The 13,630-nt window shown below is 45.0% G+C and carries 12 protein-coding genes; 8 read left to right on the top strand and 4 right to left on the bottom strand.

The window, feature by feature from the left end:
* Positions 1-75: 75 nt before the first annotated feature.
* Positions 76-744, top strand: coding sequence for a hypothetical protein (locus tag ACFQPF_RS08590; RefSeq protein ID WP_379748601.1), 669 nt, complete (start codon positions 76-78; stop codon positions 742-744).
* Positions 745-753: 9 nt separating this feature from the next.
* Positions 754-1,881 carry an efflux RND transporter periplasmic adaptor subunit gene (locus tag ACFQPF_RS08595; protein WP_379748603.1) on the top strand — a complete coding sequence of 376 codons (1,128 nt, stop codon included), beginning with the start codon at positions 754-756 and terminating at the stop codon, positions 1,879-1,881.
* 38 nt (positions 1,882-1,919) lie between these two features.
* Here the strand turns inward: ACFQPF_RS08595 and ACFQPF_RS08600 are convergent, their stop codons facing one another.
* Positions 1,920-3,677 carry a B12-binding domain-containing radical SAM protein gene (locus ACFQPF_RS08600; protein WP_379748605.1) on the bottom strand — a complete coding sequence of 586 codons (1,758 nt, stop codon included), beginning with the start codon at positions 3,675-3,677 and terminating at the stop codon, positions 1,920-1,922.
* A gap of 160 nt (positions 3,678-3,837) precedes the next feature.
* Between ACFQPF_RS08600 and ACFQPF_RS08605 the strand changes: the two genes are divergently transcribed.
* From ACFQPF_RS08605 to ACFQPF_RS08615, 3 genes are read left to right on the top strand one after another with little or no spacing between them, the layout of a single operon-like run.
* A complete protein-coding gene (locus ACFQPF_RS08605; RefSeq protein ID WP_379748607.1) occupies positions 3,838-4,737 on the top strand; it encodes a fumarylacetoacetate hydrolase family protein in 900 nt (299 codons plus the stop codon).
* A gap of 28 nt (positions 4,738-4,765) precedes the next feature.
* Positions 4,766-6,190 (top strand): NAD-dependent succinate-semialdehyde dehydrogenase, encoded by a 1,425-nt coding sequence (locus ACFQPF_RS08610; RefSeq protein ID WP_379748610.1) that lies wholly within the window; start codon positions 4,766-4,768, stop codon positions 6,188-6,190.
* A gap of 21 nt (positions 6,191-6,211) precedes the next feature.
* Positions 6,212-7,000 (top strand): SDR family oxidoreductase, encoded by a 789-nt coding sequence (locus ACFQPF_RS08615; RefSeq protein ID WP_379748612.1) that lies wholly within the window; start codon positions 6,212-6,214, stop codon positions 6,998-7,000.
* A 49-nt stretch (positions 7,001-7,049) separates the two neighbouring features.
* Here ACFQPF_RS08615 and ACFQPF_RS08620 read toward each other — a convergent pair whose 3' ends face one another.
* Positions 7,050-8,243 (bottom strand): ornithine--oxo-acid transaminase, encoded by a 1,194-nt coding sequence (locus ACFQPF_RS08620; RefSeq protein ID WP_379748614.1) that lies wholly within the window; start codon positions 8,241-8,243, stop codon positions 7,050-7,052.
* Positions 8,244-8,390: 147 nt separating this feature from the next.
* Here ACFQPF_RS08620 and ACFQPF_RS08625 point away from each other — a divergent pair, with 147 nt between their 5' ends.
* Together ACFQPF_RS08625 and ACFQPF_RS08630 are read left to right on the top strand one after the other, a co-directional pair.
* A complete protein-coding gene (locus ACFQPF_RS08625) occupies positions 8,391-8,744 on the top strand; it encodes a YisL family protein (RefSeq protein ID WP_379748616.1) in 354 nt (117 codons plus the stop codon).
* A gap of 258 nt (positions 8,745-9,002) precedes the next feature.
* The gene (locus tag ACFQPF_RS08630; protein WP_379748618.1) at positions 9,003-10,811 is read left to right on the top strand and encodes a putative bifunctional diguanylate cyclase/phosphodiesterase; all 1,809 of its coding nucleotides are present in this window, start codon (positions 9,003-9,005) and stop codon (positions 10,809-10,811) included.
* A 50-nt stretch (positions 10,812-10,861) separates the two neighbouring features.
* On the opposite strand, the gene ACFQPF_RS08635 is transcribed toward ACFQPF_RS08630, so the two are convergent.
* Positions 10,862-11,110 (bottom strand): hypothetical protein, encoded by a 249-nt coding sequence (locus tag ACFQPF_RS08635; protein ID WP_379748620.1) that lies wholly within the window; start codon positions 11,108-11,110, stop codon positions 10,862-10,864.
* Positions 11,111-11,238: 128 nt separating this feature from the next.
* Here ACFQPF_RS08635 and ACFQPF_RS08640 point away from each other — a divergent pair, with 128 nt between their 5' ends.
* Positions 11,239-11,862, top strand: a complete 624-nt coding sequence (locus ACFQPF_RS08640; protein WP_379748622.1) for a LysE family transporter — start codon at positions 11,239-11,241, stop codon at positions 11,860-11,862.
* Here ACFQPF_RS08640 and ACFQPF_RS08645 read toward each other — a convergent pair.
* Positions 11,859-13,202 (bottom strand): amino acid permease, encoded by a 1,344-nt coding sequence (locus tag ACFQPF_RS08645; protein ID WP_379748624.1) that lies wholly within the window; start codon positions 13,200-13,202, stop codon positions 11,859-11,861. The two genes, ACFQPF_RS08640 and ACFQPF_RS08645, sit on opposite strands and share 4 nt — an antisense overlap.
* Positions 13,203-13,630 lie beyond the last annotated feature (428 nt).

Raw genomic sequence — 13,630 nt, forward strand, 5'->3', positions numbered from 1 at the left:
CTGTGCGACAATTTTTGTCATTTTGAAAACGAGGTGTGATAGTATTAAAGAGAGAATTGCCTGAGGGGGATACAAATGGAACAGATTCGTTTCTTTCCTGCATTAATGCGTCCCGGAACGTATTTCGGCCGCTATAAAGAAACAGAAGAAAAGAATGGCTTATGGTGGAGGATATTGGTTTTGCTATGTGCGAGTGGATTGATTCATGCGCTTGTTTACTACTCCACCTTTGACGTACAAAAAAAGCTGAATTTCGTTAAAGCAGCACGCTTGAAAAGTGCTGAGGAAGACGTTATTGCTTATTTGCTCAGTCTTGCCGGCGGGGTATGGGGCATTGTTCTTCCAGTCATAACTGTTGTGTGTGTAAGTGCTGTTTTCTACCCGTTTTTTAGAGATATAGGAATAAAGCGGTTGTTTTTTATTTTTTCTATCCTTTACACCATCGTTCTTCTTAATGATTTGATCGAGCTCCCATTTCAGTTGATCACAGGCGAAGAGAACGCGGCATCACCTGCAGGACTTGGCTTCATTGGAGTCGCGCTGTTTAAAGATGGCTTTTTAGCACGCTTGTTTGATTTTATCAACATTTTTTACGTGTGGGGATTTGCAGCTGTATACGGTGCTTTAAGGCAGTACAGCTATAAAAAAAGGCACTACATCCTTTCAGTAACGGCACTATTGTTCGTGCTGTGGGCATTACTTGTGTCACTGCTAGAGGCTGTCAAAGCCGGGCAGCTATTTTAGGAGGGTCTTATGAAAAAACGACTTATTCTGTGGAGTGCTGCAGGAACGTGTTTGGCCGTTCTCCTTGCTGCTAATACATATATTTTTGCGGAAAGTGAATCGTCTCCCGTACAGGAAATAAGACTGCAAACGGTAAAGGTAACAGAAAAGCCTCTTACGGAGGTCCATCATTTTGATGGAATAGCCGTAGCGGACGAAATAATCGATGTGTATCCACTATTTGATAAAGAGGCTTCAGAATGGCTCGTAAAGAAGGGAGACGCGGTTACAGAAGGCGATCCCCTTGTACTCTATTCAGATCCTGAGCTTGAAAGCCGGTTGAAAGAAGCGGAGGATGCGTTAAGCGAGGAAGAAGTGAAAGCCGATTATTATGGTGCACTCAAATCAAAGCTAGAGAGCAAAATTTCCAACCTTGACGAAGAAAAGGACAAAGTGCTGATAGAAGAAATCTCGGCACAGCTATCAGATGCTGAACTTGCGGAAAACATTTCTCTTTCTAGAGAGACTTCGCTTGGCAGCACGGTTTCGAATCTACAGGAGAAGATTCAGAACCTTTCTGTCGTCAGTCCAATTTCTGGTACTGTTCAGCTTGTAGAGCAGCATTCTGATCTGTCTAAGCCGATCATCAGAATCCACAGCTCCGGCAGTTTGCTCGTGAAAGTCAGTCTGTCTCCAACGGAAGCAGCCTTTATCAATGAAGGAGATGAAGTTACATGGCAGCTGTCAAACACAAATCGAGAAAAGGCTACCGTACTAAGGAAGCAGATGGGTGGAACAAACGAAATAATCGATGTTTATATGCAGGCTGAAAACGCAACGTTGACAGAGGGTGAGCCTGTTAGAGTGTTTGTTAATGAGACGATTAAAAAGAAAACAGCTTTCTTGCCAACATCAGCTGTAATCACGATTGATCAAAAAAAGTATGTGTACACCTTAGTGGATGGCTTCTTACAGAAACGAGAAGTATTAACAGGCGTCGTTTCTGGCCGTATGGTTGAAATCGTAAAAGGTGCGGCCAAGGGAGAATGGGCGGCAGTTAAGCCATCAGAGGCGTATTACCACAATCAGCGGGCGTATAACCTGACCGTAGAGACAGGGAAAGTGAACGAAAACGTGAAAGAAAAGAATAAGAAATAAAGAAAAGGGATGCCCCCAGCATAGTGGAGGCATCCTTCTTAATTTTTTGGCTGAACGCTGTTTACTGTCACCGCATCTCGCGGGATAAAAGTGATTTCTGGCTCTCTTGTTTTAGGATTGTAAAAGGCAAACAAGTAATGTGGTGTGTTCGAAAGAGTATCATGTTTGGTTAATAACTCAATGTCCAGTTGGATCTCACTCAAGAAGCCGTGCTTATATAAATCTTTTTCTGTTAATCCGCTATCAGGCTGTTCCGTTACATAGCGGAAGATGCGGCCGGTTTCCTCTTTGGAAAGGGCAGCAGGCCACCACGCTTTTCGCGGTTTGTATTTTTGATGCAGCAGGTAATCATATTTCATAAGAGCTTCAGCAGTTTGAAGGTGTTCTAGGTGATGCTCGCTTAAAAAGCTGTAAAGGCGAGTAAATAAATCTTCCAGCTGGTGGCCGATACGCGACCAGCCTTTTTCTTCCCAATACGCACCAAATTGCTGGAAAAAGTCAAAAGCCGAACCGCTATAAGCGCTTGCGATCAAATATTTAACGGTATGATCCATGCGGTGGCTGTTCCAATATTTTTCGAGCACGTCTTCCACTTGCTTAATGCGGATAATGTCTTGAAAGCTAAGAACATTATTGCCGAGAATTTCGTAAGGAGAGTGGTCCATATACACGTAATCATGCTGTTCCGCTGTCAGCCTGAGACCGGTTCCGCGCAGCATCTTTAAGAAGCCTAGCTGTACTTCTTCTACACCGAAGGCGAAGACGTCGTTAAACGTTTTACGGAAGGACGAGTAATCCTCCTCAGGCAGACCGGCGATCAAATCGAGATGCTGCGCAATCTTGCCGCCATCTCGGACCATCGTGACCGTTCTGGTGAGCTTCTCAAAATTCTGCCTTCTCTGAACGAGCAGGTTAACAGCGTCATTTGTGGATTGCACACCAATTTCAAAACGGAACAAGCCTTTTGGAGCATGTTCGTTAATATACTCAATCACTTCAGGGCGCATAATATCTGCCGTAATCTCGAACTGAAACACGACACCCGGTCTGGCGTTCTGAATCAGGAAAGAGAACATGTCAAGAGCATAATCACGCCGGATGTTAAAGGTCCGGTCTACAAACTTAATCGTTTTTGCGCCGTTATCCATCAGAAAAAGCAAGTCCTCTTTCACTTGAGTGACATCAAAGTACCGGACCCCTACTTCAATGGATGATAAGCAGAAGGCGCATGAATAAGGACACCCGCGGCTTGTCTCGAAATAGGTGACCCTCTTGGATAGCTCGGATAGATCTTCTTCAAACCGGAACGGTGATGACACGTTCTTTAAATCAAGCTTTTCGCGAGGCGGGTTGATGACTGCTTTCCCTTCCTTTCTCCAAGCAAGACCGGCAACCTTTTTTAAAGGAGTACCGTCTCTTATCGTCTCTAGAAGGTGCTTGAACGTTTCCTCCCCTTCGTTAACAACGATATAATCAGCATCTGTAACGCGGTCAAGCCAATACGTCACATCATAGGAAACTTCTGGGCCTCCAAGGACAATCGTCAGCTCAGGGCGAATTTTCTTCAGCATTTCAATAACTTTGATCGTTTCTTCAATGTTCCAAATGTAACAGCTAAAGCCGATCACATCAGGCTGTTTGCTGTAGAGATCTGTAACAATGTTGATGGTTGGATCTTTAATGGTATATTCGGCAATCTCCATCATAAACTCTGGCTCGCTATACGCCTTTAAGCAGCGAAGAGCGAGTGATGTATGAATGTATTTCGCGTTAAGTGTTGCAACAACCGTTTTCATTTAATAACCCTCTTGTTTTTAGCGCCAGATGGCACATAGTAGTAGACAAGCTATTTTACCATATAACTGCTGCAGGCTAAAAGGTCGGCCACATTCCTTTACGTTCTCATACAAGTAACGGTATGATGAAAACAAAATGTAACCGATTACAGGAGGCGCAATGAAATTAATCAGCGGAGTCTATGATGGGAGAAGCTTTATAGGTGAATGGAACGACAACGGAAGCATATTTAATTTGACGAAAGCCGCTGAGCGATCTGGAAAGACGTTTGCACGGTCGCTGTTAGAAGGCATACAGCAAGGATCTCGATTTATGGCGGATATTTATGAATTAAAGGATGAAGTGGAAGATGAGGAGGGTCTCTCACTTAATATAAAGCCGGAGGATCCTTTGTTTGCTTGGAATGCACCGATTGAACGCCCGTTGAAAAACATTTTTTGTGTGGGAAAAAACTACCGTGATCATGCGATCGAAATGGGAGGTGCAGCTGACATACCGGAAGACATTATCGTATTCTCCAAAGCGCCAACAGCGGTCATCGCGCATGAAGCTCTCATCCCGCTGCACGAATCCATCACCTCAGAGCTTGATTATGAAGGAGAGCTTGCGGTCATTATCGGTAAAACGGGTACATCGATACAAGAGTGCCAGGCACATGACTATATCTTTGGCTACACGATCCTCAATGATGTGACAGCAAGAGATCTGCAGCAAAAACACAAGCAGTTTCTGATCGGCAAAAGCCTGGATGGGACCTGCCCGATGGGGCCCTTTATTACACTAAAAGAAGCGGTTCAGGACCATAGCCGCTTAAGCATTGAAACAAAGGTGAACGGTGAGGTGCGCCAAAGCGGTACTACCGGAGATTTTATTTTTCCAATCGAGAGAATCATTGCTGAGCTTTCAAAAGGGATGACACTTGAAGCAGGTGATATTATTGCGACAGGAACACCTGCTGGGGTTGGGAAAGGAATGAAGCCTCCTGTCTTTTTGAAAACAGGGGATGTTGTTGAGATTACAATAGAAGGAATCGGCACCCTTCGCAATGAAGTAAAGTAAATAGCGACAGTAAAGGAGGAGCTTACACGTGGACAAATTTTTGTTTATAAACGGCGAGTGGACAGGCAAAGGGTTAGAGCGGATCGAGGTATTTAATCCGGCCGATGGAAGTGTGGTCGGTTCGGTTGCAGCTGGCGGCAAGGAAGAAACACAGGAAGCGATTTCAGCCGCTTCACGTGCGTTTTCATCCTGGTCACGATTATCGGCATACGACCGGGCAGATTATTTGATGAAGCTGCATGATTTGATGATAGAGGAAAAAGAAGAGCTTGCTGAGATCATGACAAAGGAGATGGGCAAGCCGCTGAAGGAATCATTGGGAGAGGTCGTATATGCGGCTTCTTTCTTAAAATGGTTCGCTGAAGAAGGAAAACGCATTTATGGACGAACCATTCCTTCGTATGCCGAAAATAAGAGAATGCAAGTATTGAAGCAGCCGATCGGTGTTGTGGCAGCGATTACGCCCTGGAACTTTCCTGCCGCGATGATCACCCGCAAACTGGGTCCAGCACTCGCAGCAGGGTGCACGTTTATCGTTAAGCCTCCTAAGGAAACACCGCTTTCTGCAATAAAACTGGTGGAACTGAGCGAGAAAGCAGGGTTCCCAAAAGGTGTCATCAATCTGATTACAGGATCTTCTTCCGTCATTGGCGGTGAGCTGATGAGCAGCCGTGAAGTAAGCAAAATGACGTTCACCGGATCGACCGAGATCGGAAAGAAACTGATCGAGCAGAGCGCAGCTACGGTCAAAAATGTTTCTATGGAGCTCGGCGGACATGCTCCTGCGATTGTCTTGGATGATGCGGACTTGAAAAAAGCGGCAGCTGGTGTGGCGGCATCCAAGTTCCGCAACGCCGGCCAGACATGCATCTGCATTAACCGAGTGTATGTTCACGAGAAGATTTACGAGGAGTTCATTGAACTGCTAGCTGCAGAGGTCAAAAAACTTAAAGTCGGAAACGGGCTGGAAGAGGGCACCGACATCGGTCCGATCATCAATAAAGAAGGCTTTGATAAAATAAAGCAGCATGTGGAAGACGCTGTTCAAAAAGGCGCAGTATGTGTCGCAGGCGGCAATGGCACGCAGCAGGATGGCGGCTGTTTCTTTGAGCCGACCGTACTGAAAGATGTGAATCATAGCATGCTGATTATGAACGAGGAAACATTCGGTCCCGTCGTGCCCGTGCAAAAAATAGCATCAGATGAAGAAGGGGTGCGACTGGCGAACGACAGCCTGTTCGGACTTGCCGCATACGTGTATACAGAAAGCATGTCACGCGGTACTAGAGTGGTAGAAGGGCTGCAATATGGAATCATCGGCTGGAACGATGGTGTTCCGTCAGCAGCACAGGCGCCGTTCGGCGGAATGAAGGAAAGCGGCATCGGCCGTGAAGGCGGGATAGAAGGCCTGGAGGCGTACTTAGAAACAAAATATGTGAGTATTGAACTTTAATAGAAGAGAGGCTGTGCCGAAATGGATCTTGGATTAAAAGGTAAATCCGTTCTTGTTATCGCATCAAGCAAGGGGCTGGGCAGAGCGTGTGCTTCTATGTATGCAGCAGAAGGCGCGCACGTCATGCTGACAGGCAGAGAAGAGGAAACACTGAAAAAAACGGCTGCTGACATACACGCTGCAACAGGGCGGGAAGTATTGTACACCGTTTGTGACATTACAAAAAAAGAGGATATCGCCAATGCGGTGATGGAAACGGTAGAAGCATACGGTACGGTGGATGTTCTCGTTAACAACGCAGGAGGGCCTCCAGCTGGGACTTTCGACGCCTTTTCAGATGAAGACTGGATATATGGCTTTGAGCTGACATTGCTCAGCCTGATCAGAGCGGTCCGCGAGGTGCTGCCGCACATGAGGAAGTCAGGCGGAGGAAGAATCGTCAACATTGCTTCTTCATCTTTTAAACAGCCGATTGACGGCTTGATTTTGTCCAATACTTACAGGACGGCCATCATGGGGCTGTCGAAAAGCTTGTCGCAGGAACTTGGAAGTGATGACATCTTGATCAATACCGTCGGCCCTGGCCGAATTGGAACGGATCGTATAAAAGAACTGGACAGCTTTTTAGCTGACAAAAAAGGGGTGGCGAGTGAAGAAGTCCAAATGGAATTTCAATCACAAATCCCGCTGGGCCGCTATGGCACCCCGGAGGAATTCGCACGAACCATCCTTTACCTAGGTTCACCTGCCAACACGTATGTGACAGGGCAGGCGATTCTCGTGGACGGCGGTTTTGTAAAAGCGATGTAGTATAGAAAAAACTTCTGAAAAGCAGATGCTCTTCAGAAGTTTTTTTCTCTTATACGCTTAATACCTTTTTAATGCGTTCAATAGCCCAGTTCAGATCTTCCTCTGAGATGATCAACGGCGGTGCGAAGCGAATGACGTTCTCGTGTGTTTCCTTGCAGAGAAGGCCTTCTTCTTTTAGTTTTTCGCAAAAGGCGCGAGCTGGCTGGTTCAGCTCCACGCCGATGAACAGCCCTTTTCCGCGAACTTCTGTGATCATTGGATTGTTGATGGACTTCAATTCTTTAAGGAAATACTCACCAAGCTTAAGTGAGCGGCCGGCTAGATCCTCTTCTACGAGAACATCAACGGATGCAACGGAAACCGCACAAGCAAGGGGATTTCCGCCGAAAGTTGAACCATGTGAACCAGGGTTGAAGACACCTAGCACGTCCCGGTTAGCTGCCACACATGAGATCGGCATAACGCCTCCTCCTAACGCTTTTCCGAGGATGTACATATCAGGAACGACATCTTCCCAGTCGCACGCGAACATTTTTCCAGAACGGCCGAGGCCTGATTGAATTTCATCTGCAACAAAAAGAACATTGTTTTCACGGCAAAGAGCAAGAGCATCTTTCAAGAAGCCTTCAGCTGGAATGATGATGCCTGCTTCACCTTGAATGGGTTCAAGGATAAAAGCTGCAGTGTTTGGCGTGATCGCTTCTTTCAAAGCATCCAGGTCACCGTAAGGGATGAGCTTGATGCCGGGCAGCATCGGCCCGAATCCGCGCTGATAATCCGCGTCGCTGGACATGGAAACCGCCGTCATCGTACGACCATGGAAATTTCCTTCACAGCAGATGATTTCTGCCTGATTTTCAGCGACTCCCTTTACGTCGTATGCCCAGCGGCGTACGGCCTTAACGGCTGTTTCCACGGCCTCAGCGCCCGTGTTCATTGGAAGAACCATATCTTTTTTCGTAAGGGCAGATACCTTTTCGTAAAAGTCGCCGAGCTGGTCATTATGAAAAGCACGTGACGTTAACGTTACTTTGTCTGCCTGGTCTTTTAGCGCGGCAATAATTTTAGGATGGCGGTGCCCTTGGTTTACTGCCGAATAGGCGCTGAGCATGTCCATAAAGCGGTTTCCTTCAGGGTCTGTGACCCACACGCCGTCTGCCTGAGAGATAACGATCGGCAGCGGATGGTAATTCTGCGCTCCGAATTGTTCTGTCTTTGTAATTACCTGTTCTGTATTTTTCATATGAACACCTCTAGTCTTTTGAATATCTTCCGTCCTTATTATAGCAATGAAAAGGCTTTCTTGACAGCGTTTGTGCGGGAGGCTTGTCTACGGAACGGTGTTTCATGGTATAGTGTTATGGAGGATTATACATAGGAGGCAATAATTATGACGCATGCTCACGTAACTTCATGGTTTCTCGCTGTCGTACTCTTTGTAATCGCTTATATGCTATACAAAAAAGGCGACCAAAAAAAATCTAAAATTTTTCACATGATCGCGCGTTTGATGTATCTTCTGATCATCGCAACGGGCGGTAAAATGCTTTTTGATTACTTAACAGACCCGACAATCGTAAACAGAGGACCCCTTATCATCAAAATGATTTTAGGTCTTTCAGTGATCGGTTTAATGGAGATCATCCTTGTTCAGAAAAAACGCGGTGTAACAAAGCTTCGCAACTGGGCGTTTTTCTGGATTACGTTTTTGCTTACCTTGTATTACGGGTGGAATGTATTGTAGGTCTGAACACAAAAAAGCTGCAGGTCGTCTATAGACGGCCTGCAGCTTTTTTGTGCAGTTAGGAAAGCAGAACTTTTTTCAAACATGGTCAATCGACGTGTCAAAACGTAAAGGTCTCTAATAGAAGTTCACGATGGCGAACACGAGCAGAATAGAAGTTATTCCGAATAATTCTTCTTAAATGTTAAGTGTTTATGCCGATAAAATAGTGATGCTAATCAGCATGATGACTAATAAAGAGTTAGAGAGGTGTTTTCTTTGAGGACACTGGCAAGCACTGCTAATGAAACAGAGACACATGAAACAAAGGTGCAATCAGAGCTTGAACAGTTGCTGGCTCTTTCACATTTGATTAAAGCGAGCACGGAGAAGATGGAAGTTCTCAACGCCAATCTTCTGGAAACCGAGCAGCGTTATCAATCGCTGTTTGAACACAATCCCGATGTTGTGTACTCCATGGATTTAGAAGGAATGATAACGAGTGCGAATCCTTCGTTGACGAAAATGCTTGGATACAGCCAAGATGAGGTGCTCGGAACGAACGCAGCAGGTTTTGTGCCAGCGGAGGATCAAGCAAGGATCATTTCTAAATTTCAAGCAGCTGTTAATGAGCAGCCTCAGTCTTACACAACGAAAATTTGCCATAAGAATGGGGAATATTTGTTGTTCAGCGTTACGAATATTCCCATCATCATTAACGATGAAGTGACCGGTGTATATGGCATCGGAAAGAACATCACGTGGCAGAAAAAAGCGGAAGAGACCATTGCGAGGCTCGCCTACCATGATCCTATGACTGGACTGCCTAACCGCGTATTGCTGGAGGAGCGACTTGCCGAACTTGTTCAGCAGAGAATGGAGTCCAAGAAGCCGTTCGCAGTATTATTTATTGACATCGACCAGTTCGCGATCATCAATGAGAGCTTTGGCCATCAGGCAGGGGATCAAGTGCTTCAGCATGCGGCAGCTCAGATGAAATCGGCTGCTAAAGATAAAGGAATGCTGAGCCGTTTTTCTGGTGATGAATTTATTGTCCTTGTGCAAGAATTTAAATGTATGGAAGAAGTGAACGAAACGGTTCAGGACATTCAGCAGGCAATCGCTTTGCCCTATTCATTGGGCGAACAGGAGTATATGGTGACGGCGACAGTTGGAGTGAGCGTTTTTCCTCAGGATGGCACAACATCAGAGAGCTTGATCAAGAAAGCGGGGATCGCATTACATCGTGCTAAGAAGAAGGGGAGAAGCGGAACCGCCTTTTTTAACGGAGAAATGAACCAGTTCCAATTAGAAAGGCTGCAGCTGGAGAACTATTTGCGCCATGCTCTGGAAAAGAATGAAATGATGCTCTATTACCAGCCTCAATATTGTTTGAAAGAGAGTTCCATTTCGGGGTTTGAGGCGCTGATCCGTTGGAATCATCCTGTGTTAGGCATCATTTCTCCTAGAGATTTTATTCCTCTTGCAGAAGAGATGGGCATCATAAGTGACATCGGACGCTTCGTAATGCTGGAGGCATGCAAGCAGTTGAAAATTTGGCATGAAGAGGGGAACCAACGGCTTTCTGTTTCCGTTAATGTATCAGGAAGACAGCTACAAAGCCTTGATTTTATTTTTGAAGTCAAAGAAATATTAGAGAGCACAGGGATCGATCCGACATTTCTGCATCTAGAACTGACAGAGACGATTATGATCGAGAACGTACAGCATAGCTTGAACATCATGAAAGAGCTAAAGGCTCTTGGCATCAAATTATCTATTGATGATTTTGGTACAGGGTATAGTGCACTCAGCTATATTAAGGATTTGCCTATTGATATTCTGAAAATCGACCAGACGTTCATTCAGAACCTTTTGAATGATGGCTATAACAAAACGGATATTGCCATCGTGAAGGCGATTATTACAATGTGCCAGGTATTAATGGTTGATGTTGTAGCTGAAGGTGTTGAAACGGCGGAGCAGATGGCTTTGTTAAAACAGTTTGGGTGTCAGCACATACAAGGATATTATATAAGCAAACCCGTCGATCGTGAGGCAGCAAGAAAGTTGCTTCAAAAAAGATGAGGCTAGTCAAAAAAAACGGACAAGAAGCATATCGCTCTTGCCCGTTTTATTTATTGTCGGTCCTCGATGGCCGCTTGTGTTTCTTTTAAGTGCTTCATATATTCCTTCGCCCGGTGAAGACTCTTCTTCTCTTCTTCAGTAGTACCATCTCCTGCCTTATGAAGCATGTCCTCCGCAGTAAGCATCATATTTTTAGCATTCTGATAGGCAGATGAGGAAGAATTGGCTTGTGCTTCTATTATTGCAGCATCTGCCTGGCGCACCGACAATAGTGCTTCATGAATCATGTTCTCATTCACGTGAACCGCTCCTTTTTACGTCAGTTTTTGCACATGAGAGGGCAATTATGCACGGTTCTTATTGAACAAAAATCAGAATAAACTTAGACATGCATCTGGATTGTCCACTTTTGAACGGGAGGTTATTTATGCTTGTCTTCTTCAAATACATTTTGCTCGGAATATCTTTGGCTGCCCCGATCGGCCCTGTGAACGCTGCACAGATGGACAGAGGAATTAAACATGGTTTCTTCAACGCCTGGATGATTGGACTTGGTGCGACATTTGCGGACGGGCTGTATATGCTGCTTGTGTACCTAGGGCTTGTACAATATATTAATACGCCGTTTATCAAAGCGTTTCTTTGGTTATTTGGGTGCTTTATTCTTTTATATACAGGAATTGAAAGTTTGAACATGAAGCAAAATGATATGAAAAAGCAGACATCCTACACGGAAAAAGGAGGAAGGAGCTTCACTGCTGGCTTTCTCATGTCACTTACGAACCCTCTCACCATTTTGTTTTGGATCGGCATATACGGCTCTATTCTTGCTGAAACGGCTTCACGCTATAGCATGGAAAAGCTGCTTCTTTACAGCGGAGCCATTTTCATCGGAATATTGTTTTGGGATTTCACGATGGCGGTCGTGTCCAGCAGCTTCCGTAAATTTCTTGACGATAGAATATTGGTCGCAATCTCGAGAATATCCGGGTTATGTCTGGTTGCTTTTGGTCTTTACTTTGGTTATGAAGCGTATTTATTTCTTTTTTAGGAAACCGAACTCTCGTTTTTCCAAACACGTTTCATTTTTAACAACACGAGCACAATGACACATAAAAAGCCTAAGCTGACAAAAAATCCTGTGCGGCTTGTTTTCTCCAAGCACGTGCCGCTGATTGCTGCGAAAATGAGCAAAAACCCGGCGATGTTTTTTCCTTTTTCAAAAAGTGTTAATTCAATCAATTTATAAGAAGACAAAAGGATAAATGCCCAGTTATAAAGAAGCATCAGACCAGCACCGGTTGTTAAATATTCATATACCTTGCCGGGCATGGCCAAAGATAGAATGATCGAGAAGCTGATTCCGCCTATGGTAACGAGAAGTGACGGCCAAGGTATGTTCTTGATTTTCTTTCCTTTTTCAAAAATTTCGGGAGCGTTTCCTCCTTCTGCTAACGTGACAAGCAGGGAAGTAACAGCAAATAATGAAGCAGTCATCGTTGAGAAACCAGCAATAAGCAATGCTCCGTTAAAAATATGAGGAAAAAAAGGAAGATCAAAGTTTTGCAGCGCCAATACAAAAGGGCTTTCTTTGTCATTGAACACCGTCCAAGAAACCATTGTAACAGCAAGGCCGATCGAAACGGTGTAAATGATAGCCAGAACAAGGAGCATGATGCGACCGGCTTTGAGAGAATCCTCTTTATCTTTTAGCTTAATCGCCATAAGTCCCATAATTTCAATGCCTCCAAAAGCATAAAAGGCAAACAGCAAGGAACTCCACCAGCCAGAAAACCCATTGACAAAAAAGTCAGGAACCGAACTTGGAATTTTGGGTTTGAATCCATCTCCGTGGAGAACACCGGAGAAGGCGAGGATGGCGATGATGATGAACATAAAAATGGCTGCAACCTTGATAATGGCCAATATGTTTTCAACCCGTTCAAATCCTTTTGTGCCAATCACTATGACAGCAAGCCCGCACAGTGCGTAACCTGCAGCGAATATCCAAAGCGGAACGTGCGGAAACCAAAATTGAGAAAAGATGGATAGTGCCGTTAATTGGCTGCCGACAATCAGTGTTTCTGATGTCCAATAAACCCATCCGCAGCTGAATCCTGCCCAACGGCCGTACGCTTTTTCAGAGTATGCACAAAACGAGCCCTTTTGCGGATCGGCAGAAGACATTTTTGCAAGCGCGCTGTAAACAATATATGTACATACTGCTGCTAGCAGATACGACAAAAGTACAGAAGGGCCGGTCGTTTTAATCGCGATGCCAGATCCTAAAAAATAGCCCGTTCCAATAATGCAGCCTACCCCAATGAGAGAGAGCTGCCACCATTTTAATTCGCCTTTCGGTGCAGTTGTGCTGCAGCCGCCTTTCTTCATTACAATCCCACCTTTCCCATTCTTCTATAGGATTGAATAGTGAGAGGGAAGATATTCAGCCAGTTATTTACTTTTACAGAAAATGAGAAAAAGCATCCGTTTGGATGCTTTTCTGTATTAAACCTTATTGAGTAACAGAGAAGTGTTGAAGTGTACTTTTATATCGAAAAACTGTTTATAGAAATCTAAGAAGTGGTTAATCTCCGTTACAGGCGCATGCTTATCCAGAGGGGTGAGCCCTTCCGTCGCAAGCGCCTTTGGAAGGTCTCACCTCCTCACTCCCACTCGCAGGATAAGGAAGGCGGCGCAGCAAGACATCAAACGCAAGAAAATGTGAGTTTCACTTTCGAGGAGTCGGCGCATTTCACTGCGATCAACTTATCAATGAAGGATTCAAAGTTGATTAAGATATTACGGTTAGTCGTACC

Source organism: Fictibacillus iocasae, from assembly GCF_042665465.1.
GTDB classification, from domain to species: domain Bacteria; phylum Bacillota; class Bacilli; order Bacillales; family Fictibacillaceae; genus Fictibacillus; species Fictibacillus iocasae.

Excerpts from the sequence above, each read along its gene's own strand:
- ACFQPF_RS08590 (WP_379748601.1), top strand. The coding sequence starts at position 76 with ATGGAACAGATTCGTTTCTTTCCTGCATTAATGCGTCCCGGAACGTAT.
- ACFQPF_RS08595 (WP_379748603.1), top strand. The coding sequence starts at position 754 with ATGAAAAAACGACTTATTCTGTGGAGTGCTGCAGGAACGTGTTTGGCC.
- ACFQPF_RS08600 (WP_379748605.1), bottom strand. The coding sequence starts at position 3,677 with ATGAAAACGGTTGTTGCAACACTTAACGCGAAATACATTCATACATCA.
- ACFQPF_RS08605 (WP_379748607.1), top strand. The coding sequence starts at position 3,838 with ATGAAATTAATCAGCGGAGTCTATGATGGGAGAAGCTTTATAGGTGAA.
- ACFQPF_RS08615 (WP_379748612.1), top strand. The coding sequence starts at position 6,212 with ATGGATCTTGGATTAAAAGGTAAATCCGTTCTTGTTATCGCATCAAGC.
- ACFQPF_RS08620 (WP_379748614.1), bottom strand. The coding sequence starts at position 8,243 with ATGAAAAATACAGAACAGGTAATTACAAAGACAGAACAATTCGGAGCG.
- ACFQPF_RS08625 (WP_379748616.1), top strand. The coding sequence starts at position 8,391 with ATGACGCATGCTCACGTAACTTCATGGTTTCTCGCTGTCGTACTCTTT.
- ACFQPF_RS08640 (WP_379748622.1), top strand. The coding sequence starts at position 11,239 with ATGCTTGTCTTCTTCAAATACATTTTGCTCGGAATATCTTTGGCTGCC.
- ACFQPF_RS08645 (WP_379748624.1), bottom strand. The coding sequence starts at position 13,202 with ATGAAGAAAGGCGGCTGCAGCACAACTGCACCGAAAGGCGAATTAAAA.